18 protein-coding genes are annotated in these 20,698 nt (G+C 61.1%); 8 read left to right on the forward strand and 10 right to left on the reverse strand.

All coding sequences use genetic code 11. The features are described 5' to 3' along the window. Nucleotide 1 precedes the first annotated feature (1 nt). Both HHL09_RS05970 and HHL09_RS05975 read right to left on the reverse strand, forming a co-directional pair. Nucleotides 2–1,450 (reverse strand): GTPase/DUF3482 domain-containing protein, encoded by a 1,449-nt coding sequence (locus HHL09_RS05970; protein WP_169453657.1) that lies wholly within the window; start codon nucleotides 1,448–1,450, stop codon nucleotides 2–4. Further along, nucleotides 1,435–2,769 (reverse strand): DUF2868 domain-containing protein, encoded by a 1,335-nt coding sequence (locus HHL09_RS05975; RefSeq protein ID WP_169453658.1) that lies wholly within the window; start codon nucleotides 2,767–2,769, stop codon nucleotides 1,435–1,437. Before HHL09_RS05975 ends, HHL09_RS05970 begins: the two co-directional genes overlap by 16 nt. Nucleotides 2,770–2,903: 134 nt before the next feature. On the opposite strand from HHL09_RS05975, the gene HHL09_RS05980 reads away from it, so the two are divergent. Both HHL09_RS05980 and HHL09_RS05985 read left to right on the forward strand, forming a co-directional pair. Continuing rightward, nucleotides 2,904–3,956 (forward strand): c-type cytochrome, encoded by a 1,053-nt coding sequence (locus HHL09_RS05980; protein WP_169453659.1) that lies wholly within the window; start codon nucleotides 2,904–2,906, stop codon nucleotides 3,954–3,956. Nucleotides 3,957–3,961: 5 nt separating this feature from the next. Then, complete coding sequence (locus HHL09_RS05985; protein WP_169453660.1) at nucleotides 3,962–5,479, forward strand: PQQ-dependent sugar dehydrogenase family protein; 1,518 nt, start codon at nucleotides 3,962–3,964, stop codon at nucleotides 5,477–5,479. Nucleotides 5,480–5,845: 366 nt separating this feature from the next. Here the strand turns inward: HHL09_RS05985 and rimO are convergent, their stop codons facing one another. The 8 genes from rimO to HHL09_RS06025 all read right to left on the reverse strand — a co-directional run bounded on the left by rimO (nucleotide 5,846) and on the right by HHL09_RS06025 (nucleotide 14,749). Then, nucleotides 5,846–7,249 carry a 30S ribosomal protein S12 methylthiotransferase RimO gene (gene rimO / locus HHL09_RS05990; RefSeq protein WP_169453661.1) on the reverse strand — a complete coding sequence of 468 codons (1,404 nt, stop codon included), beginning with the start codon at nucleotides 7,247–7,249 and terminating at the stop codon, nucleotides 5,846–5,848. Nucleotides 7,250–7,410: 161 nt separating this feature from the next. After that, nucleotides 7,411–8,076 (reverse strand): hypothetical protein, encoded by a 666-nt coding sequence (locus tag HHL09_RS05995; RefSeq protein ID WP_169453662.1) that lies wholly within the window; start codon nucleotides 8,074–8,076, stop codon nucleotides 7,411–7,413. 116 nt (nucleotides 8,077–8,192) lie between these two features. Continuing rightward, entirely contained in the window at nucleotides 8,193–8,939 is a 747-nt protein-coding gene (locus HHL09_RS06000; RefSeq protein ID WP_169453663.1) for a spermidine synthase, read from the reverse strand. 128 nt (nucleotides 8,940–9,067) lie between these two features. After that, a complete protein-coding gene (glmS, locus tag HHL09_RS06005) occupies nucleotides 9,068–10,909 on the reverse strand; it encodes a glutamine--fructose-6-phosphate transaminase (isomerizing) (RefSeq protein ID WP_169453664.1) in 1,842 nt (613 codons plus the stop codon). A 79-nt stretch (nucleotides 10,910–10,988) separates the two neighbouring features. Further along, nucleotides 10,989–11,807: a DapH/DapD/GlmU-related protein gene (locus HHL09_RS06010; RefSeq protein ID WP_169453665.1), complete on the reverse strand. Its 819-nt coding sequence runs from the start codon at nucleotides 11,805–11,807 to the stop codon at nucleotides 10,989–10,991. A 25-nt stretch (nucleotides 11,808–11,832) separates the two neighbouring features. After that, entirely contained in the window at nucleotides 11,833–12,327 is a 495-nt protein-coding gene (locus HHL09_RS06015) for a YfbM family protein (protein ID WP_169453666.1), read from the reverse strand. 53 nt (nucleotides 12,328–12,380) lie between these two features. After that, nucleotides 12,381–13,736, reverse strand: a complete 1,356-nt coding sequence (gene glmM, locus HHL09_RS06020; protein ID WP_169453667.1) for a phosphoglucosamine mutase — start codon at nucleotides 13,734–13,736, stop codon at nucleotides 12,381–12,383. A 149-nt stretch (nucleotides 13,737–13,885) separates the two neighbouring features. After that, nucleotides 13,886–14,749 carry a phosphodiester glycosidase family protein gene (locus tag HHL09_RS06025; RefSeq protein WP_169453668.1) on the reverse strand — a complete coding sequence of 288 codons (864 nt, stop codon included), beginning with the start codon at nucleotides 14,747–14,749 and terminating at the stop codon, nucleotides 13,886–13,888. Nucleotides 14,750–15,103: 354 nt separating this feature from the next. Between HHL09_RS06025 and HHL09_RS26750 the strand changes: the two genes are divergently transcribed. From HHL09_RS26750 to HHL09_RS06055, 6 genes are all read left to right on the forward strand, one after another. Then, nucleotides 15,104–15,313 carry a zinc-ribbon domain containing protein gene (locus HHL09_RS26750; protein ID WP_343224876.1) on the forward strand — a complete coding sequence of 70 codons (210 nt, stop codon included), beginning with the start codon at nucleotides 15,104–15,106 and terminating at the stop codon, nucleotides 15,311–15,313. A 54-nt stretch (nucleotides 15,314–15,367) separates the two neighbouring features. Then, nucleotides 15,368–16,726 carry an alkaline phosphatase family protein gene (locus HHL09_RS06035; RefSeq protein ID WP_169453669.1) on the forward strand — a complete coding sequence of 453 codons (1,359 nt, stop codon included), beginning with the start codon at nucleotides 15,368–15,370 and terminating at the stop codon, nucleotides 16,724–16,726. A gap of 74 nt (nucleotides 16,727–16,800) precedes the next feature. After that, a complete protein-coding gene (locus HHL09_RS06040) occupies nucleotides 16,801–17,469 on the forward strand; it encodes a YveK family protein (RefSeq protein WP_169453670.1) in 669 nt (222 codons plus the stop codon). Nucleotides 17,470–17,612: 143 nt separating this feature from the next. Continuing rightward, entirely contained in the window at nucleotides 17,613–18,752 is a 1,140-nt protein-coding gene (locus tag HHL09_RS06045; RefSeq protein WP_169453671.1) for an ABC transporter substrate-binding protein, read from the forward strand. Between the two features lie 45 nt (nucleotides 18,753–18,797). Then, a complete protein-coding gene (locus HHL09_RS06050) occupies nucleotides 18,798–19,721 on the forward strand; it encodes a branched-chain amino acid ABC transporter permease (protein ID WP_169453672.1) in 924 nt (307 codons plus the stop codon). 4 nt (nucleotides 19,722–19,725) lie between these two features. Continuing rightward, nucleotides 19,726–20,697: a branched-chain amino acid ABC transporter permease gene (locus HHL09_RS06055; RefSeq protein WP_169453673.1), complete on the forward strand. Its 972-nt coding sequence runs from the start codon at nucleotides 19,726–19,728 to the stop codon at nucleotides 20,695–20,697. Nucleotide 20,698 lies beyond the last annotated feature (1 nt).

The raw sequence follows: 20,698 nt of genomic DNA on the forward strand, positions 1-20,698 counted from the left end.
ACTACTTCTCTTCCGCTTCTTCGAGCGATTTCACGAGCTCCGCAAATACCTCCGGCTCCTTGCCGCGATCCGGCGAACCCTTGAGGCAACTTGCGAACCACTTTTGAAGCAGGGATCGCCGATCGGAAGGAAAGTTCCGCACCAAGCTATCCTGCTCGGACACTTCCAAGGCCGCAGTGTCGCGTTTGCCATGCGCCCTTGCCAGAATGCCGCGATGACGGACGAGCATCGAGTCTAACAAGATCCATGAGAAGTTCAGGCTCTCTGGCGGGCCTACAACCATCGCCTGCCCGTCGCCACGGAGCTTACCGAGTCCACCGCCAATCACCCTGAGTTCGGGCAAGGCGCCACCCTTGAAGAAAGCCATCGTCCCACCACCAAGCGCACCGATGACCGTACCGGCCCCCAGGCTGTGAACGCCGACACCGAGATCGAACACGGCACCCGCGGCACCCCCGGCGACTGCACCTGCGGCAGCAAGCTGCCAACGGCTGAGTCCCCACTTTTGCCAAGTTTCAGCGGTTGCGAGATCAAGGCCGGCATGGCGTTCCGGATCCACATCCAACTTGATCAGATTGTGGCGATAGATCTTCAGAAGCTTCTTCAAGCAGGTTAGCTCCAGATCGCCGAGCTTCTTGAAATAGCGCTCCTCCAGCTCCGCTTTCTTCTTCTCCGACCGGGAAGGCACACTGCGGTCGCGCACATCGATCGGTTCGCTCACCCGAAGCGTCAGGGATTTTTCGAGGAAATCGAGGATCGCTTCCGCCGCTTCCTCGCGGCGGTCATGCATCTCGTTGTCCATCGCCTCGATCACGCGACGAATGTGAGAGGCGTGATGTTCTTCGATTTGCAGCAGCACTTCGAGCAAGCGCTTCCGTTCATCGAAGCGCGCGTCATGAGCATGGAAAGTCCGGACCAGATTGAACGAGGTGCCAAGGCGCTCGCGCCATTCGCGCTCCAACTCCGGGGAGGGCTCGGCCTGAGGGTTCAGGAGTGCGAGCCGCGGGCGTCCGGTCCAGCGCAGGATTTCGATCTCAGCCAGAAAGGTATCCCGCAGCGGCTTGCAGGGATCAACCACGTAGATGACCCCCGCACCTTCCACGAGCGGCTCCAACAAGCGGGCCTCGTCTGGAAAGCGTTGGCGGCACTCCTTGGTAAAGCGCGCGATCTCCGCCGGGCCGGGCACTCCATTGCCCGCGAGCTTCTGGATCTCGCGCATCGCCTCCACGGGTTGTTGGAAACCGGGGGTGTCGAGAAACCTCAACAACTCCTCGCCATCGTAGCGTACCGGCAGGGGCAGGACGTCGGTGGTTTCCCCGGGCGTGGCGCTGATGCGCAACAGCTCATCGTCGTCAATTTCCAACAAGGTCGCCAAGGTGGCGCTCTTGCCAGCATTTACCCGGCCGACAACCGCGAAGGCGGGAATCTCTTCGCTCAACCAGGTGCCCATGTGCGATCCTCCTCGTGCATGCTGAGTTCGACCTCAAGGCCCTTCTGGCTATCGAGGAAAGCTTCCCATGCGGCTCGTTCGTCCGGCTTCACTTCGTGAGGGCGACCCTCCTTGTCGAAGTCTGCCACATGGATGACCACGCGGCGGCCACCCCGGGCATCGGTCACGCGCTTCAAGGTCTCCTCCATGCGGCGCGGGGCGAGCGCCCAGCCTTCCGCCACCAGGATAACCCCGGCATTGGCCTTCGACAGCGCCGCGTTTGCAGAGGCCTCGCGACCGGCATCGAGCACATCGAGGGTTTCCCAAGCGACAGGGTTGAGGCGGAGGTGGCGCAAGAAAAAGGGACGCAGGATTTCACGATCCGGCGAGATGCCGCCAAGATCGATTACCAGCGCGCCGTCGGTCGGACCCTTCGGATCGCTGCCGCGCTTCACGCCGGTCAGCACACGCCAAAGCTTGCGATGGAGCGGCGATTGGAAGTCGGGACTGCGGAGGGCGTTCCACTCCTTGAAGGCCGCCAGGTTCCCGATCAGCCAGCGGGGAATCATTCCCCAAGCGCCGAGAGCGAGGACGAGGAAAAGCATCCAACTGGCTCCCCCACCCTCCCAATTCGCACCACGACGGGTTCCTGCCACGTCCGGTAGGGCCTCCGGTCCCATCCACATCCAAGGCAGGGCGAGCAGCTTCACCGAGCGCTCTAACAAGCTCTGCATGGCTGTCTGGGTGGTCGTCTCCCAGAAGAAGCCCACCTTATAGAAAAAGAACATCACGCAGAGCGCGAGCATGGCCCCGAAATGGTAATCCGCCGCAGCAATCTGCACCTTGCGGACGACCGACCAGCCGAGCGCCTTGGTGAGCTCGGGATTTCCCTCGATCCGGGCCATGGCCTCGCGGCCCTTTTCCCCGGAGAAGCGGTTTGCGAGTTTTTTGAGGGCTGCGCCGGCCACACCGGCCCCCGCGGGACGAAAAATCAGGGCGAGCATGCCGCCGATGAGGATCAACCAAGGGATGAACAAGGTGACGGTCAGGAACACGACCACGTGAACCCCTTCCCGATGGCGGTCGAAACAGCCCCAAGCAGCCCCGAAACCGGCGAGAATCGCCACGAAGGCCATCAAGCGTCCGGCCCAGCCGAGTGCCGAAACCCAGGATTTCCCGGGACCTCCCGGCGCTTGATGCTTTTTCCAAGCCTTGAAGACCACGCTGCGGGAATCGCTCGATGGCAATTCCTCCGGGCGCGACGATCCGTCCCAGTTCGCCAAGGCGACCTCGAAGTCGATCAGTTCATCCAATTTCCAACGCTCGCCGGAGCCGCGCATCGCTGCCTCACTTTCTCCATCTTCTGCCGCGGGCCAAGGGGGAAGTTCGCCCCCGCCCGGCTTCCTGCCCCAAATGGGTAGGTGCGAACCACGACAGGATTTGCAAACGTGCGACGTCCTCATAGGAAGCATTCATGAGAAAAACGCTGCTCTTCTACTGCCTCGGGCTTTCGCCACTGCTCGCGAATCCCCTGCTCACCTACGAGAATCGCCCGCTTGGCAGCTCGGAAGAGCCGCTGGTGATGAGCACTTATCTGCCGGATCCGGGACTGGACCCTGCAGTTTTCTCTCACCACTACAAGAGCGCACCGGCCCCGAAATACAATCCGGGCAAGGGCGAAGACGTTCCGGGAGAAGAAAAGCCGATCCCGGGCGTGGCGGCGGGACTGGCGGTAAGCTTCGGGCCCTCTCTGGCCTACGTTTTCGACACCACGGAGAGCCGGCTCTTCTATGCGTGGCAGGGAGGATTCCTCGATTTCACCCCCTACTGGGGTGACCAGAAGCGCGGATCGCGCGTGTCCTTCGACTACGTGCCGAAGCTGGTAGGCAATCTCTTCCACAAGACCTCCGGCAAGAATCCGGTGCAGATCAATGGCAAGAGCGTCGACGAGTTTCCGGGCGGCCCGCAGTATGTCGGCTATTCGCTGATCAAGGGAGCCCCCCGCTTCGAATACAAGGCGGGAGACCACCTCGTAACGGTGCTGTTGAAGCCGTCGGCCAAGGAGCAATCCTTCGAGGCCGAAGTGAGCTGCACGCCTCCCGCCCCGCTGGCTTGGAAAGAGGGCGACTTTTCCGTGGAAGGAAAAGATGGCAAGCTGGCTTTCACCTACACCGGCAAGACCCTCGGCAGCTATCAGGGCTATCAAGTGAAGATCGACCTGCGGAAGGCTAACAAGGAGGCAGGCGAAACGCTCTACAACAACTACGGCTGCATCGCCTGTCACTCGACCGATGGATCGAAGGGTCACGGCCCATCGCTCGGCGGCTTGGCCGACACCATGGTCGAGCTCGAAGGCAGCGACCAAAAGGTGCTGGCCGACCGGGAATACCTGCTGGAGTCGATCAAGAACCCGAATGCGAAGATCGCGAAGGGATATCCGCCCAACTACATGCCTCCCTTTGGCATCCCGGATGTCGAATACGATTCCCTGGTCCTCTTCATCCAGTCCCTTTCCAAACCCGAATGATCCCCATGCAGCTCTCCAAGATTCGCGTCTCATCACGCCCATTCGCGGTTAGTCTTTCGGCACTGCTTCTCGCCACGGCGACCAGCCCCGCCGACGAGTTCAAGGACTGCTACCAGATCGAGGACATCAAGCTGCCCGAGGGCGTGCCGCCGGAAGTCGGCGGCCTCGATTTCGCGGCGGATGGCACAATCTACGTCGTGCTTCGTCGCGGGGACGTGATCCGCGCGAAGCCTTCCGCGAATCCGGATGACTTCCAGTGGGAGCTCTTTGCCAGCGGCTTCCACAATGGTTGCGGCATCGATGTGGTGACGCCCTCCAAAATCCGCATTACCCAGATGGCGGACATGACCGAGGTGGAAGACACCGATGGTGATGGCAAGGCAGACCGATTCACCCGCTTCGCCTCCGGCTGGGGGCTCAGCGGCAACTACCACGAAACGAACACCCTCGCGAAGGACGGGAAGGGCGGCTACTATATCTCGGTCGGCACAGCCTCGCACGCGGGTCCCACCTTCGAGCATGTGCTGGGTGAGTTTTCCCCTGAAGGGCGCCGTGGGCGGAACTATTCCTCGGTGAAGTGGAAGGGCTGGATCCTCCACACCGACGACAAGGGCAAGGTGACACCGGTGGCCAGCGGCTTCCGCATGGCAAACGGCATCTATCAGGATCCCGATGGCAATCTTTGGGCGGGCGACAACCAGGGAGACTGGAAGGCCATCACGCCCCTGTATCATGTGGAGCAGGGCAACTTCTATGGTCACCCCGCAAGCCTGGTGTGGGATCCGGCCTGGGCCGGCAAGGACCCGCTGGCCACTTACCGGAAGGATCTGGATGCCTACAACAAGCACCGCACCAAGGCCGCGGTGGAACTCCCGAACAAAGAGATCAACCGCTCTGCCGGTGAGCCCTACGAACTTCCCCGCAACGGCTCCTTCGGTCCCTTCGCCGGGCAACTGCTGGTGCCGGATAACAACGGCGAGCGCATTTCCCGGGTGATGCTGGAGAAGGTGAACGGCAAGTTCCAAGGAGCCGTGACCCAATTCATCGAGAACCACGGGCTGCGCTCGGGCAACCATCGCATCCGTTTCTCCCCGAACGGGAAGCAGATGTATGTGGGCCAGACTGTCCGCGGCTGGGGCACTCCTGCCGAAGGCCTGCAGCGGATCACCTGGAAGGGTGGCACGCCCTTCGACATCGAGAGCTTCAAGATCACGAAGAAGGGCTTCAAGGTGAGCTTTACCAAGGATCTTCCGGACAAGCTGAAGGAGGAGAAAGCCTGGGACTTTTCGTCCTTCACCGTGCAACCGAAGTGGACTTACGGCAGCGACCAGGAGAATGAGCGCAAGCACGAGGTGAAGGACTTCAAGGTAACGGACAAGCGCAGCGTGGAGGTGGAACTGGAGGACTTCTCCCCAGGGAAGATCTACAAGCTGGAGCTGCCGAAGGATGTGAACTCGGGTGACGACAAGTCACCGCTGCAGCATCGACTGGCGTTCTACACCGCGAATGAACTGCCGGAGTAACCAAGGCCAAGACGAAGGAGTCCGGATTGAATCAACTTGGCCGAGGGTCTTCCGAGGCAGTTGGTTCTCCGGATGATTCCTGAGGAATCCCGACGGACGAGGACTAGAGAAACCCGCCGTTTCCGGCCGCCTGTTCCGCCTGTTATATCAGTGAAATTTACAGGCGGTTCGGGAAAATCTGGCGAATCCGAAGGAGAGAAAAAGAGAGAAATCCGACCGACATGGCAAGAATCTGCCAGAACGGTCGCTTTCCCGAAACCTTTGTCAGTGGTCCCCGCTGCCTCCTTGCAGGCCAGACATGAAGGGACCGTACGCGGACGAGCGAGGGCGCTCGTCCCTACCTGAGCGAGCCTCCCGGCTCACAACTTAGCGCGCAGCGACGAGGTCGTAGCCGCGCCAGTCGGAGATGGTAACATCGGCGAACTCGCCGACGGGGATGCCCTTGTCGACGTGAACGGAACCGTCGATCTCGGGCGCATCCCATTCGGTGCGACCGACGCCGGATTCCTCGACCAAGACGCGGACCTTCTTGCCGACCTGCTCCTGATTTACCTCACCGGCGACCTTCTGGAGCTCAGCCATGGCGCGGCTCCAGCGGCTCTTGCGGGTCATGTGGTGGAGCTGGCCATCCATCTTGTAAGCCCGGGTCCCCTCTTCCTTCGAATATTGGAAGACGCCCGCGCGCTCGAAGCGGAACTCACGGATGAACTCGAGGAGTTCCTCGAAATCCTCCTCGGTCTCGCCGGGGAAACCTACGATGAAGGTCGTACGAATGCCGAGGCCCGGAATGCCGGCACGCATGCGGCGCAGCAGGTCACGGATGTAGTCGCCGCTGGTCACACGCTTCATGGCGGTGAGCATGCGGTCGGAAATGTGCTGGAGCGGGATGTCGACGTACTTCGCCACCTTGTCGCACTCGGCGATGGTCTGGATGAGCTCGTCCGACCAGTGAGCCGGGTGGGTATAGAGCAGACGCACCCAGAAGTCGCCTTCGATCTTGTTGATCTCGCGGAGCAGGGTGGAGAGGGACTCGCCGCGGGAGGAATTCACCGGGGAGTTTGGCTTCGGCCGCTCGCCTTCCCACTGGTCCATGCCGAAATAGGTGGTGTCCTGTGAGATGAGGTTGATCTCCTTCACGCCGGACTTCACCAGCGCTTCCACTTCCTTCACCACGGACTCCTGAGTGCGGGAGCGGTGCATGCCGCGGATCTTCGGGATGATGCAGAAGGTACAGGTGTGATTGCAGCCTTCGGCGATCTTCACGTAAGCGAAATGTTCCGGCGTGAGGCGGAAGCGCGGGGTGGTATAGTCCGGCACGTACTTCGGCTTCAGCGTCACGTAATCGCGCGGATCATCCGTGGCAGCGGGACCTTCGGTCTTGGCGACCTCCTCGGCATTCTTCTTTCCGAGCAGATTCTCAATGATCGGAGCGACCTTCGTGATCTGGTCGAGGCCGATGAAGGCGTCCACTTCCGGCATGATGCCCGGCAGGTCCTTTGCGAAGCGCTGGGAAAGGCAGCCGGCCACGATAATCTTCTGACGGGCACGATCCGGATCCTCCGTGCGGGCATTCACGGCACCGAAGACGGCATCGATCGACTCCTGCTTCGCCATATCGATAAACGAGCAGGTATTCACGATCAGCACGTCCGCCAGTTCGGCCTCGGTGGTGAGGGCCATTCCGGCTTCGGCGAGGTGGCCCATCATGACTTCGGAGTCGATGAGGTTCTTCGCGCAACCAAGGGAAATAAGACCGACGGTGGTGGACATATGAGAAGACGAAAGACTTGAAGACAGAAGACGGAAGACTGGAGCGATGAGGAGGCTTCAGGCGTTGGGGTGAGGGACGAACCGGCTTGGGGTCGAAAGACAGAAGACTGGAGCGGGGTCCGCATCCAGTCTTGTTAGCGAAATGGAAAATCAGGCCGTGATCAGAAAGGAGGCTCCATGATGAGCTCGTCGCCCGGCTCCGGAGGGCTGTCACCGAATCCGCCGACGGGATTCGCGATGCCACCTTCGATGGTCACCTCGCCCACCTTCAAGCGTCCCAAGATCCCGGTATTCCGGCGAACGCAGAGCACTGTATCCGGGGTCACGTTTTCGGGCATCACGATATCGATCGTGGCAAAGCCGCCGAGATTGTCGTCCTGGATCCACTCACGGACGCGGGCCATGACGAGGGCATCCTTGATCACGCGGGCGCGGCGGGCCTCCTTATCGCGGCTTTCGGTGACCTTTCCGGTAACGAAGGCTGCTTCCTTGTCCGAAGTAGCGGCATTCCGCTCAGCCTTGTCCTTCTCCGCTTGGAGTTGGGCGATTTCGGCGCGCATTGCTTCAAGCTGGGAAGGATCGGCTGCGGGCTCCGGAGCCGGGGCCGGGGCTGCCTTCTCGGTCACTTCCCTCAGCAAACGGCGCTCCCGCTCCGTCTGGAGACGGTCCTGCTCGAGCTGGATTTCAGCGAGTTGACGCTTCATCTCGGTCAGCTCGGTGGTTCCCGCGCTGTTATCGGCAGGAGCGGAATTATTCTTGTACGAGACGGCCAGAGCCCCGAGCAGCAACGCGATCGTGGCGCCAAGCAGAATCTTCAACGTGTCCATGGGCGCGGAGGTTGCGCAGGGTCCGGCGGCTTGTCAACGCGACGACTCGCCGTCGGGATACTGGAATTTCCGGTTCTCCGGAGCACCCGGAGTGGCCCGAGGCGGGAAATCCGGCCTTATTTCAGACGCCGGATCTTGATCGCATCCCAAAGTTTCCGGTCTCCCGCCTCGCGAAATGCCGCCCGCCACGATTTCAGGGCAGCGCCGGGAAGGACTTCGGCGCCGCCGACCAGCGTTTCATTGAGGCTGGCCGGGGTGGTCACGGAGCGGACCACGGGAAATCCTTCACGAAAGGCGGCACGGGTGCGGATCTGCATGGCCCGGTGGCCGGATCCATTGACCAAGTTCGCCAGAAGCAGGCCGCCCGGTTTGAGGAGGCGCTTGAGGGCCTTGATCTGTCCGGAGTCCGATTTACCGGGGCGGAAAACGTCATCGCTGCCGGCGAGGTAGACGTCGTCGATCACCACGTCGAAGCGCTCCTTGCATTTCGCAATCCACTGGTAGGCGTCGGCGAAGTGGATCTCGATGCCGAGGTCATCCAAGCGCATATTCAGTTCGGCGAGGGCGACGATTTCCTGATCGATGTCCACGGCGACCAGGCGACTATCGGGGAGCAGGTGGTGCAGGATCCGCATGGCGGTGCCGCCGGCGAGGCCGAGCATGAGGATGGAGCGCGGTGGCCCAGCGGGGCGGAGGAGGGCCGCGGCGGCTAGATTATCCCAAGCCAGGCCGGTGAGGTATCGCTTCTCATGCCACCAGGCATGGATGGCACCCGCGACACGGAACTCACACTGACGCTCGGATTTCCAGATCTGCACCTTCTGGTGCTTGGTATCGACGATGGCGTGGCAGCGCAGGGGCATGGTGACACTGAAGGGGAAATGAAGAGGGCGGGCAATCTTCGTTGAAGATGCTTGGTCGGCTCGACAACGGAGTGGCGCTTTTCGAAGCGCCACTCCGGTTGCGGCGCCGAAGCGCGCCAAGCCAATGGCTACTCCACCGTCACGCTCTTCGCGAGATTGCGAGGCTGGTCGATTTCGCAGCCACGTTCGTTGGCGATGTGATACGCTAGGAGCTGGAGAGCCACGGCAGTGGGGATGGTGCTGACCAGCGGGTGGCAGGCAGGCACTTCGATGACGTCGTCCATGAACTCCGCGGCTTCGTGGTCTCCCTCGGTGATGATGCCGAGGATGCGGGCACCGCGGGCGCGGCATTCCTCGACATTGCCGAGGGTCTTGTCCTTGCCCGGGATATCATTGGCCAGTGCAACCACAGGCGTGCCTTCCTGAAGCAAGGCGATGGGGCCGTGCTTGAGCTCAGCGGCGTGATAGCCCTCCGCGTGGATGTAGGAGATTTCCTTGAGCTTGAGCGCGCCTTCGAGAGCGACGGGATACATGGGTCCGCGGCCGATGAAGAAGGCGTGTTCGTTCTGCGCATAGCGCGCGGCGATGGCGGCGATGCGATCGCTCTGGGCGATGACCTTTTCGACGAGCGCAGGGATGGCCTCGATCTCACGGGCGAACTTCATGCCTTCCTCGCGGGAAAAGCGGCGGCCGCGGCCCAGCTTCAAGGCCATCATGAGCATGACAGCGACCTGGCAAGTAAAGGCCTTCGTGGAGGCCACGGAGATTTCCGGTCCGGCGTGGAGATAGACGCCGCGGCCGGTTTCCCGCGCGATGGTCGAGCCGACCACGTTGCAGAGACCCATGACGAAGGCACCCTTTTGGTTCGCTTCGCGGACGGCGGCGAGGGTGTCCGCGGTTTCGCCGGATTGGGAAATCGCGACGACGAGGTCGCGGCTGCCGATGATGGGATTCCGGTAGCGGAATTCAGCGGCCTGCTGGACCTCCGAATGGATGTCCGCCATGTCCTCAACTGCGTATTCGCCGACAAGACCGGCGTGGAGGGAGGTCCCGCAACCGACGAACACGACGCGGTGAAGCTCCGCAAGATCACGCGGGGAAGTACCCATGCCAGAAAGCACGGAGGAGCCGAGATTGAAGTCCAGGCGACCACGGATCGCATTGCGAAGCGAATCGGGCTGCTCGTGGATTTCCTTCAGCATGAAGTGCTCGAAACCACCCTTTTCCGCAGCGGCGGCATCGTAGCCGAGTTCATTCACTTCACGGGTGACAGGGACTTGGTTGAGATCACGGATGTCAACGTTGTCCGCGGTGACGATGGCGATGTCATTGTCCTCAAGGTAGATCACCTGGCGGGTGTGGGCGATGATCGCAGAGGCATCCGAGGCGACGATGGTCTCCCCTTCCCCGACGCCAATCACGATCGGGCTGCCGCGGCGCGCGGTGATGATCTTACCCGGTTCCTTGGCGGAAAGGACCGCGATGCCGAAGGTGCCTTCGACTTGGCTCAGGGCATCGCAGACAGCTTGGAAAAGATCGCCCTTATAGCGCTCTCCGATGAGGTGGGCCAGGACTTCGGTATCGGTCTCCGAATAGAAGGTGTGGCCTTTTCCTTCGAGGCGCGTTCGCAGGGAGCGGTAGTTCTCGATGATGCCATTGTGAACCAGCGCGATGTCGCCGGACTGGTCGAGATGAGGGTGAGCATTGACCTCGGTCGGCGGGCCGTGGGTCGCCCAGCGGGTGTGGGCGATGCCGGTAGAAGCTTTCGAGAAGCGCTCGGCCGGCCAGTCGGCGCGGGCCTTGTCATTGAGCGAGGAGACCTTGCCCGGAGCCTTGCTCACGACCACGGAACCATCTTCGAGAATCGCGAGGCCCGCGGAGTCATAGCCGCGATATTCGAGACGGCGTAGGCCGTTGATGAGGACGGTGGGAGCGGAGGCTTTACCAATGTATCCGACGATGCCGCACATGGGGTGAGATGGTGGATGGTAGATTGAAGATGGTAGATTTTAGCAGGCGGGGATAACTCGCGGGGATGGATGCGGACGATTACTCATTGGTCACGCGGTCGCGTTGGACGATTTCTCCGGGGCGGGTGCTGGTGTTCGGCCAGAGTTTCCGGCCAGGGTAGATGGAAGTATTGATACCGGTGTGGACACCATCGCCGACGATGCAGCCGAACTTGCGGCGGCCGGTGTCGACGAGAACGCCATCGACATCGGTGCGGTGGTTCTTGCCATCGTGGCGGAGGTTCGAGGTGACGGTGCCTGCGCCGAAGTTCACCTTTTCACCGAGTATGGAATCACCGACGTAGCTGAGGTGGCCGACGTTGGTGTTCGAAAGGAGGATCGAGTTCTTGATCTCCACGGCATTGCCGACATGGCACTTGTCGCCGATGGAAGTGGATCCGCGGATGTAGCAATTCGGGCCGATCTTGCAGTTCGCGCCGATGATCACATTGCCCTCGATGAAGACACCGGGAAGGATGCGCGAGCCGGGACCGAGGTGGATGAAGCCTTCGATGACGGCGTTGGGATGGATGTCGCCTTCGACTTTCGATTCCGAAAGTTCGCCGACGAGCAGTTCATTCGCTCGCAGCAGGTCCCAGGGATGGACGATGAGGAAGGACTTGTTTGCCACGATGGCCTTGTCGGCATCCGGCACCTCGCCGAACCATGCGAGCGGGGTGCGGCGCTCGTCCACGAGCGAGGTGGGGCCGTCGGCTTTGAGCAGGGCGACGTCTTCCCCGGTCAGCCATGCGTGTGGATGGGTGCGCAGGTCCTCGATGGTAAACGCCGCGTGATGTTCGCGGAGCAAAATGTTCCCGATCGGGAAGGCTTCGATGGCGCGGGTGGTGAAGAGAGGCATGGCTAAAAACTCGAAGAACGATATCTCACTGGTCGACCGTAAAGATCACATGCCGACCTGACTTCGCAGCGCCGTCAAAGAATGCGGGAAGACTTGAGAACCAATCCCAAGTGTATTGGCAATCTTCTTGGCTCTTGGGCCTGGAATAGTCTTCCGGGAGCTGCGAGTAACGCGCCCCAAGGAACTCAGGCGTGATCGCGACCAGAGCATCCGCAAGCTGTCTCAACTGCGAATGGTTTATAAGCGCGACAATGTAGTCCTCTCCTTCATAGAGCTGCTCACCTCCCAAAATACACAGGTTGAGTGGCTCTGTTCCGCTTTCGAACGACAGCGTGCCATCTGTGAGGCAGCGATGGATTGCATCCCAGGCCTTGTCCGTTTCGCACACAAGATTCTCACCCTCCTCCCATCGCTCTTCGATGCCTTCGATCACCTCCATCAACGCTTCATCAGAACCCGCTTGCCGCAGAGCAACTAGGTCCTCATCAGTAATTGCGAAGTGAACTCCTAGACAGGCCATTGCTTCTCGATTGGATGGTTAGTTCGGCGTCCGGAAATCTAAACCGAGCTTCATCACGCCGGAACCCCGATATCCTCCTTCACCGCCTCGGTGAACTTGCCGATCCACTCATCCACGGCATCGGCATCACGGTGCTCGACGAGGATGCGGATCTTGTTCTCCGTTCCCGAGTAGCGGATCAGGTGGCGGCCGGCATCGCCGAAGGCGGCATCGGCTTCCTTCATGAGCTTCTGGATGCCGGGCAGGGTGGCGAGTGGCGGCTTGGAGGCGACCTTGAGATTGACGAGTTCCTGCGGGAACTCGCGCATGCAGGCGGCGAGCTCGGCGAGGGTGGCCTTCTTCTCCTTCATGACACGCAGCACCTGGAGCGCGCTGAGGATGCCATCGCCAGTGGTGGCGTGGTCGGCGAAGATGAGGTGGCCGGAGTTTTCACCGCCGAAGGAGCCACCCTTGTCGCGGAGGGCCTCGATCACGTTGCGGTCGCCGACCGGGGTAGTGAGGACATTGATGCCGGCGCGGCGCATCGCTTCATGGAGGCCGAGATTGCTCATCACGGTGCAAGCCATGGTGCTACCGCGGAGGCGTCCTTGCTCGTGAAGTGAAAGAGCAGCGAGGGCGAGGATGCGGTCGCCGGAAATCGCGGTGCCGGTGGCGTCGGTGAAGATCACGCGGTCCGCATCGCCATCGAACGAAATGCCGAGATCGGCACCGTGTTGGCGGACGAGTTCACCGGCGGTCTCCGGATAGAGGGCTCCGCACCTGTCGTTGATGTTGATCCCGTCCGGCTCGCAGCCGTATTTGATCACCTCCGCGCCGAGCTCCTTGAAGATGAGCGGGGCGATGAAGTAGGCGGCGCCATGACCGCAATCGACGACGATCTTCAGGCCATGCAGGGAAACGTTGTCAGCGGTGTGCTTGGCGAACTCGATGTAGCGGCCGCGGGCGTCATCGATGCGGTAGGCCTTGCCGATTTTCTCGGGCGACATGGCGCGCGGCTCGGGTTCGTCACCTAAGATGTGGCGCTCAATGATTTCCTCCAACGCGTCGGAAAGCTTGTAGCCATCGGGACCAAAGATCTTCAGGCCATTGTCCTCGTAGGGATTGTGGGAGGCAGTGAGCATGATGCCCGCGGCACAGCCCATGGACTTCGTAAGGTGGGCGATGGCCGGGGTCGGCAGGGGGCCGGGCAGGAGGACGTCCATGCCCATCGAAACGAGACCGGAGGTAAGGGCCGTTTCCAGCATGTAGCCGGAAATGCGGGTGTCCTTTCCGATGACCACGCGGTTGCGGTTGTGACCGGAGGAGCGGAGCACCTGGGCCACGGCCTTGCCTGCCCGGAGGGCGACTTCAGGGGTGATGGGAAATTCGTTCGCTTTGCCGCGGATGCCGTCGGTGCCGAAAAGCTTCATGTCGGGCGGGAGATTGCCTCCTCCGTCACGAAATGAAAGCTTCGACAGGGCAATCCCACGAATTTCACGCTCAAAACGGCGGATTTACGCAGGAAATCCACCATTTGACCTTTTTCGACGTTCGAAAGCGCGACGACCTCATCGCGCGATCACGGGAAGGGCAAGGCGTGGATCCCCAGATGGTTCCCGACGCTGCGCTGGGAGCCGCCCGACGGGGAATTCAGGATTTTAGGAGCTCCGTCGCCCCCCTTGATCACCATCGTACTCGAGCCGCCGCCGTCCAGATTCATGGCATCCCAGCAGCCAAGCTGCTTCATCCATTCCGCGAGCTCGACGAGGGTCATCCCCTCGCTGAACCCTTGCTGACGACCGTCCACGACGAGAAGGTAGACATAGAGACCCTCCCGGGAGACCCCGAGGGCGGTGCGGGGGTGGATGTCGAGGGTAGTGGTGGTGACCTCTCCGTTGTCCAGAAGCATGCCATTCGACCCATACCAGCCTTGGAGGGCATTGTGAGCTGCGCCGAAACTTCTCTTACGAAAGGGTCCGCGGAGGATACGAGGTTGCTGGGTTGCGGTCGCGAGGAAGACCGGGTTGGCGCTCTTTGCGTCCACTTCACTGACGGTCACGCCGTTTGAAATCGAAAGGCCCTGGAGATCGACGGGGATGCCTTCCTTGGCGATCGGCTTGAAGGCGCTGCCGTTGATCGCGACTTCGAGGTCGAACTCTTTCAGGAAGGTGGCGGTGCGGCGGCCGTTCACCTCTTCCGGGGCATCACCATTATCGGGAGTGGTGAAGAAGGCGACACCCTCCGCTCGGGTATCGACGCGGATCTGGTGAATGCGGAGGCGGCGGGGCACGGAGAGTTCGTCCAAGCGGTAGTCGACGCCTTGATAAAGAGGCTGCCAGAACGGGGCCACAGAGTCCGGAAGCGGCGCGAACTGCACCGGCTCTTCAGCACGGAGGGCTGGAAGATTCAGAAGAACGAGGGCGATGAACGGGCGAAAGCGCATGGATGAACGGGAATACGTTGGACGGAGGGAAAGCCGATCAAGGTCCGCCCGAGGTGGCAAAGAGCGAAATCGTGAAGGATTCGTCTCCAGCGCTTGCTTGGAATGATAGGTTTCCTCGGAAGCCCGCTCGAATGAAGAGCAACAAGCAGAAGCGCCAGGAACTCGCTGAAAAGCGGGGGACCAAAGAGGCCAAGCGCCGGGAGGAGAATCAGGAGCAGAAGCGGCGTCGGCAATGGGCACGGCTGCGGGCGGGAGAAATCGCGCTCTTGGACAGGACCAAGCTGCATTCCTACGGAAGGCTCATTTTTTTCCACACCCTCCGACAACGCCAAGAACCCCCGCTTCTACGAGGACATCCCATTTACCTGCAAGGACTGCGGAAAACAGGAGGTCTGGACTGCGGGCCAACAGAAGTGGTGGCATGAGCAGATGGGTGGAGACGTCGAGACGACTGCCGTGCGCTGCCGGAATTGCCGTGCGAAGGAGCGGGCGAGGAAGGCGGAGGTGAATCGCGTCCGCGAGGAAGGCTTGGAGCGAAAGCGCCGGGAACAGGGCAAAGGATAGCGGCCCGGCTTCCCGGGGATTGCAAGCCGCGCCGCCTGTTGGAAGAGTTTCGCCATGCAGCGCGTGGCGGTGATCAATATCGTGGGGCTTTCGCCTTCGCTTCTGGGAGAGTCGATGCCGCGGCTGACGGCCTTCGCGAAGAAGCAAGGGATGCAGGCATTCCCCCCCGCTTTCCCCGCGGTGACCTGCACGGCGCAATCCTCGATGCTGACAGGGAAAAGCCCTCGCGAGCATGGGATCGTGGCGAACGGCTGGTATGACCGTGAGAGCGCCGAGGTACGCTTCTGGAAGCAGAGCAACCACTTGGTGCGCGGCGAGAAAGTCTGGGAGCACCTGCGCAAGAAGCATGCGGGCTTCACCTGCGCGAAGCTCTTCTGGTGGTACAACATGTACTCCAGCGCGGATATCGCGATGACGCCGCGGCCGCTCTACCCGGCGGATGGCCGGAAGGTTTTCGACATCCACACGCAACCGATGGAGCTGCGGGAGAAGGTGAAGGCCGATCTTGGCCCCTTCCCCTTCCCTTCCTTCTGGGGTCCCGGTGCGGGGATTGCCTGCTCCGAGTGGATCGCGGCCTCCGCGAAGTGGACGGAGGAGCGCGAGAAGCCAACGCTGAGCCTAGTATACCTGCCGCACCTCGACTACGGCCTGCAGAAGTGGGGTCCGGGCGCGCCGGAAATGACAGCCGAGCTTGAGGCGATCGACCGCGTGGCCGGAGAACTGATCGAATTTCTGGAAGGCCGCGGCGTGAAGGTGCTGGTGGTTTCCGAGTACGGGATCTCCAAGGTGACCAAGCCGGTCCACCTGAACCGGATCTTCCGCAAGAAGGGCTGGATCCAGATCAAGGATGAGCTGGGACTCGAGACGCTGGATGCGGGAGGATCGAAGGTCTTCGCGGTGGCCGATCACCAGATGGCGCACATTTATGTGAATGATCCCGCGCTGTTACCCGAGGTGAAGGCCTTGCTCGAAAAGACCGAGGGCGTGGACGAGGTCCGCAGCGCGAAGGAAATGTGGGGCGGCGATACCGGAGAGGAGCGGGCCGGCGATCTCATTGCGATATCAAAGCCGGATGCTTGGTTCACCTACTACTTCTGGGAAGACGATGCGAAGGCTCCCGACTACGCGCGCTGCGTGGATATCCATCGCAAGCCCGGCTATGATCCGGTGGAGCTTTTCATCGATCCGAAGATCGCAGCGCCAAAGCTGAAGATCGCGAAATTCCTGCTGAAGAAGAAGCTGGGCTTCCGGGGATTGCTCGACGTGATTCCCTTGGATGCGAGCCTCGTGAAAGGTTCGCACGGGCGGGACAAGGTGGAGGATGGCGAGAAGCCCCTGATCATCGGCTCGCCGGTTCCGGTGGCGTGCGCGGAGGATGTATTCGGGGCGATTGTCGCGGCTGTCGAAGGCTAGAGGCGGGGGAATATTCGCTTTTTGACACAAAGCAAGAGTTTGACCCGCGGCCCGGCTTATGTCGGAGTTAGGGGATGAAGGCTTCCTCCATCCTCATCTGCTGTCTTTGCGTCTTTTCACTTCACGCTTCCGGTGCCGAAGTCCACGAAGCTTCCGCGATCCTGAAACTGGAGAAGGGCAAGGAAGTCGAAGCGAAAGAGACGCAGGCATTTCTCGACAAGGTGAAGAGCCGACCCGCGCTGGATGAGATTGCGGCAAGACTCGCTCTCACCCAGGCATGGAAGCTCGATCACGAGCAGACGGCAGCGAAGCTGGCGGGCATGCTAGAGATTTCCACGAGCGGTAGTGATGGGAAGATCACCGCGGGGAACGAGTCCCCGCAAATGGCGGCGATCATTGCCAATACCGCGGCTTCCGTGCTGAGGGATCGCAGCGACGGGGCCAATGAGAGATCGATGGAGAAGCTCAACGAGACGGTGCGGGAGCAGGAGGATTCGGTGAAACAGAAGCGCTCTACCCTTGCGCAGATCATCCGGGAGCAAGCGGTCGTCTTTAAGGATGGGGAGCAACCCGAGCCAAAAGAGCCCAATGGGCTCGCGGCACAGGCCTTCGTCGATGCAAAAAAGGACTTCGAGTCGGCTCAAAAGCTTTTGGACGAGCTGAAGACGGTCAAAGCCGAGGCGGGAGCCAATGGCAGTATCCGCGTGCACCACGTGATCTGGGCGAAGGCGCCGGAGGAGTGAGAAGAGGTTCCAAGGAGCTCCGGAAAGCTTCGCTTGGCCGGAAGGAGCACAGTCGGGGGTACAGATTCTGCTTTACGGTTGCGCTCCTGCGGTCGGCTTCCTAGGTTTCGCTCCGGTTTTCCGATCCGTTCCCACTTTCCCCAATGAAACTCCGCCATTTCGTTTCCTCGTCCGCAGCCGTTTCAATCGCCGCCGCACTGGGCCTTTCCGGCTGTAAAAAGAGTGACGAAAACGTGATCGTGATCGGGGAAGTCGCCGCTCTGACCGGCAACACGGCGACCTTTGGCCAGTCTTCCCACAACGGCACCCAGATGGCGGTGGACGAGATCAATGCCGCTGGCGGCCTGCTCGGGAAGCAGATCCAACTGGTGACCGAGGACGACCAATCCAAGCAAGGTGAAGCCGGCACGGTCGCGAAAAAGCTGATTTCCCGCTCCAAGATCAAGGCGCTGCTCGGCGAAGTGGCCTCCGGCCGCTCCCTCGAAATGGCACCGATTGCCCAAGCGGCGGGCGTTCCGATGATTTCCCCTGCCTCAACAAATCCGAAGGTCACCGAGGCGGGCGACTACGTTTTCCGCGTCTGCTTCATCGACCCCTTCCAAGGCACGGTGATGTCGAAGTTCGCGCTGGGCAAGGGTTGGAAGAAGGTCGCGATTCTGACCGACACCAAGCAGGACTATAGCGTCGGCCTGACTGAGTTCTTCAACAAGCACTTCAGCGCCAATGGCGGCACGATCACCGGGGAGCAAAGCTACAGCTCCGGCGACAAGGATTTCAAAGCGCAGCTCACCGCGATCAAGGCGGGAAACCCGGACGCGATCTTCGCTTCCGGCTACTACAATGAGGTCGCACTGATCGCCGTGCAGGCCCGCGAGCTCGGGATCACGGTCCCGCTGCTCGGCGGTGACGGCTGGGACTCCTCCTCACTGGTGGAAGTCGGCGGCAAGGCGATGGAAGGCTGCTACTACTCCAATCACTTCTCCAACGAGGACCAATCCCCTGCCATCCAGGAGTTCGTGAAGAAATACGAGTCCAAGCACGGTGCCAAACCGGACGCGATGGCCGCACTGGGCTATGACTCGGCGAAGATTCTCTTCGATGCCATCAAGCGCGCCAATTCGGTGGAAGGCCCCGCGCTCCGCGATGCGATCGCGGCCACGAAGGGCTACGCGGGCATCACCGGGAACATCTCGCTGGACGCCAACCGGAACGCGACGAAGCCGGCGGTCATCCTGACGATCAAGGACGGCAAGGTGGTTTATACGGAAACGATCGCTCCCTGATCGCGAGGCAAGCTCCGGTAAACTTCCAAACCGATCTCAGTTCCCTTGGATCAGTTCCTTCAGCAACTTCTCAACGGCCTGTTCCAAGGCTCCATCTATGCCCTGATCGCACTGGGCTACACGATGGTCTACGGCGTCCTGCGTTTCATCAACTTCGCGCACGGTGACGTCTTCATGCTGGGTGCCTTTACCGCCTTGGGCCTGCACAAAGCCTTGGGATCGGCAGTGGCCTCGATGCCTTGGCCGGTCGCCTTGGTCGTGGTTCTGGTGGCCTCGATGGCCGTCTGCGCGCTACTCGGGATTCTTATCGAGGCGCTGGCCTACCGGCGTCTCCGCCATGGCCCGCGCCTGAACGTGCTGATCACGGCAATCGGTGTTTCCCTCTTCATCGAGTATTCCGCCCAGCTGCTCTTCGGTGCCACACAGCGGCCCTTCCCGGAGCTCATTCCCCGGACTGCGATTGCCAGCACCGGCAATCTGACCATTTCGGTGGCCCAGGTGGTCGTGCTGCTGATCACGGTGGCACTGCTGATCGCGCTGCGCTTCATCGTCATGAAGACGAAGATGGGCCTGGCGATGCGGGCGCTCTCGCTGAATCCCACGGCTTCCACGCTGATGGGAGTGAATAACAGCGTGGTGATCTCCTTCACCTTCGGCCTCGGCTCCGCCCTCGCAGCCGCGGGCGGCGTCCTCTACGCCTCCCTTTATCCAAGCATCGAACCTTTCATGGGCATCCAGCCCGGCCTGAAGGCCTTCGTGGCCGCGGTGCTCGGCGGCATCGGGAACATCCCCGGCGCAGCCCTTGGCGGGCTGATTATCGGAATCACCGAGACACTGGTGAAGGGCTACAGCCAGGAGATCGGCATTCCTTCCGGGTATTCGGAAGGCGTGGCCTTCGTGATCCTGATCCTGATCCTCATTTTCAAGCCCTCCGGCCTGCTGGGCAAAGTCGAACGGGAGAAAGTCTGAACGCATGAAGCGCTACTCCGCACAGATTGCTCTCATCGTTGCCCTCGCCGTCAGCTTGGGAATCTCCCTGGTGTCCAACTCGATCGACGCCTACTACCTGGACATCGCGCTCACGGTGGGGATCAACATCATCCTCGCCGTCAGCCTCAATCTGGTGAACGGCCACACCGGCCAATTCTCGCTGGGCCATGCCGCCTTCATGGCGGTGGGTGCCTATGGGGCCTCCATCTTCACACTTGAAGCGAGCAGCAAGGTGATCCCGATGCTCGGAGGCCCGGGCGCTTTCGCCACAGGCATCGCCTTCCTGATCGCATTGATAATCGGCGGCATCTGTGCCGCGATCTGCGGATGGCTGGTTGGCATGCCTTCGCTTCGGCTCAAGGGTGACTACCTCGCCATCGTGACGCTCGGCTTCAATGAGATCGTCCGAGTGATCCTCCAGAACACAAAGGGCGACGGCATGTTCGGCGGTCCGCTCGGACTGAAGGGAATCCCCCCGCATACCACCTTCTTCTGGACCTTCGCGCTGGCCACCATCTGCATCTACGTGGTCGGCTCCATGGTGAATTCCACCTACGGCCGCGGATTCCTGGCAGTGCGGGATGACGAGGTGGCCGCGGGTTCCATGGGCATCAATACGGTGCGATACAAGGTGACCGCCTTCGTGACCGGATCCTTCTTCGCCGGGCTGGCGGGCGGTCTCTACGCGCACCTGAAAACAACCATTTCCCCCGAAGGTTTCAACTTCATGAAGTCCTTCGACATCGTGGTGATCGTGATCCTTGGTGGCATGGGAAGCACCGCGGGCGTGGTTCTGGCTGCGATCCTGCTAACGGTGCTCAATGAATTCCTGCGCGACTTCGAGGAATACCGCATGATCGTCTTCTCGCTTCTGTTGATCGTCATGATGATCGTCCGCCCCCAAGGCCTGCTGCCTTCCCTGCCCTTCCTGAACCGGAAGAAGAAATCCGCCTGAG

Origin of the sequence: Luteolibacter luteus (assembly GCF_012913485.1) — a bacterium.
Taxonomy (GTDB): Bacteria; Verrucomicrobiota; Verrucomicrobiia; order Verrucomicrobiales; family Akkermansiaceae; genus Haloferula; species Haloferula lutea.

Bases quoted from the DNA above. Each gene is read 5' to 3' on its own strand.
- HHL09_RS05985 (WP_169453660.1), top strand. From the start codon at position 3,962: ATGCAGCTCTCCAAGATTCGCGTCTCATCACGCCCATTCGCGGTTAGT.
- HHL09_RS06035 (WP_169453669.1), top strand. From the start codon at position 15,368: ATGCAGCGCGTGGCGGTGATCAATATCGTGGGGCTTTCGCCTTCGCTT.
- HHL09_RS05970 (WP_169453657.1), bottom strand. From the start codon at position 1,450: ATGGGCACCTGGTTGAGCGAAGAGATTCCCGCCTTCGCGGTTGTCGGC.
- HHL09_RS05995 (WP_169453662.1), bottom strand. From the start codon at position 8,076: ATGGACACGTTGAAGATTCTGCTTGGCGCCACGATCGCGTTGCTGCTC.
- HHL09_RS05975 (WP_169453658.1), bottom strand. From the start codon at position 2,769: ATGCGCGGCTCCGGCGAGCGTTGGAAATTGGATGAACTGATCGACTTC.
- HHL09_RS06055 (WP_169453673.1), top strand. From the start codon at position 19,726: ATGAAGCGCTACTCCGCACAGATTGCTCTCATCGTTGCCCTCGCCGTC.
- HHL09_RS06015 (WP_169453666.1), bottom strand. From the start codon at position 12,327: ATGGCCTGTCTAGGAGTTCACTTCGCAATTACTGATGAGGACCTAGTT.
- glmS (WP_169453664.1), bottom strand. From the start codon at position 10,909: ATGTGCGGCATCGTCGGATACATTGGTAAAGCCTCCGCTCCCACCGTC.
- HHL09_RS06010 (WP_169453665.1), bottom strand. From the start codon at position 11,807: ATGCCTCTCTTCACCACCCGCGCCATCGAAGCCTTCCCGATCGGGAAC.
- HHL09_RS06045 (WP_169453671.1), top strand. From the start codon at position 17,613: ATGAAACTCCGCCATTTCGTTTCCTCGTCCGCAGCCGTTTCAATCGCC.
- HHL09_RS05980 (WP_169453659.1), top strand. From the start codon at position 2,904: ATGAGAAAAACGCTGCTCTTCTACTGCCTCGGGCTTTCGCCACTGCTC.
- HHL09_RS06025 (WP_169453668.1), bottom strand. From the start codon at position 14,749: ATGCGCTTTCGCCCGTTCATCGCCCTCGTTCTTCTGAATCTTCCAGCC.
- rimO (WP_169453661.1), bottom strand. From the start codon at position 7,249: ATGTCCACCACCGTCGGTCTTATTTCCCTTGGTTGCGCGAAGAACCTC.
- HHL09_RS06040 (WP_169453670.1), top strand. From the start codon at position 16,801: ATGAAGGCTTCCTCCATCCTCATCTGCTGTCTTTGCGTCTTTTCACTT.
- glmM (WP_169453667.1), bottom strand. From the start codon at position 13,736: ATGAAGCTTTTCGGCACCGACGGCATCCGCGGCAAAGCGAACGAATTT.
- HHL09_RS06000 (WP_169453663.1), bottom strand. From the start codon at position 8,939: ATGCCCCTGCGCTGCCACGCCATCGTCGATACCAAGCACCAGAAGGTG.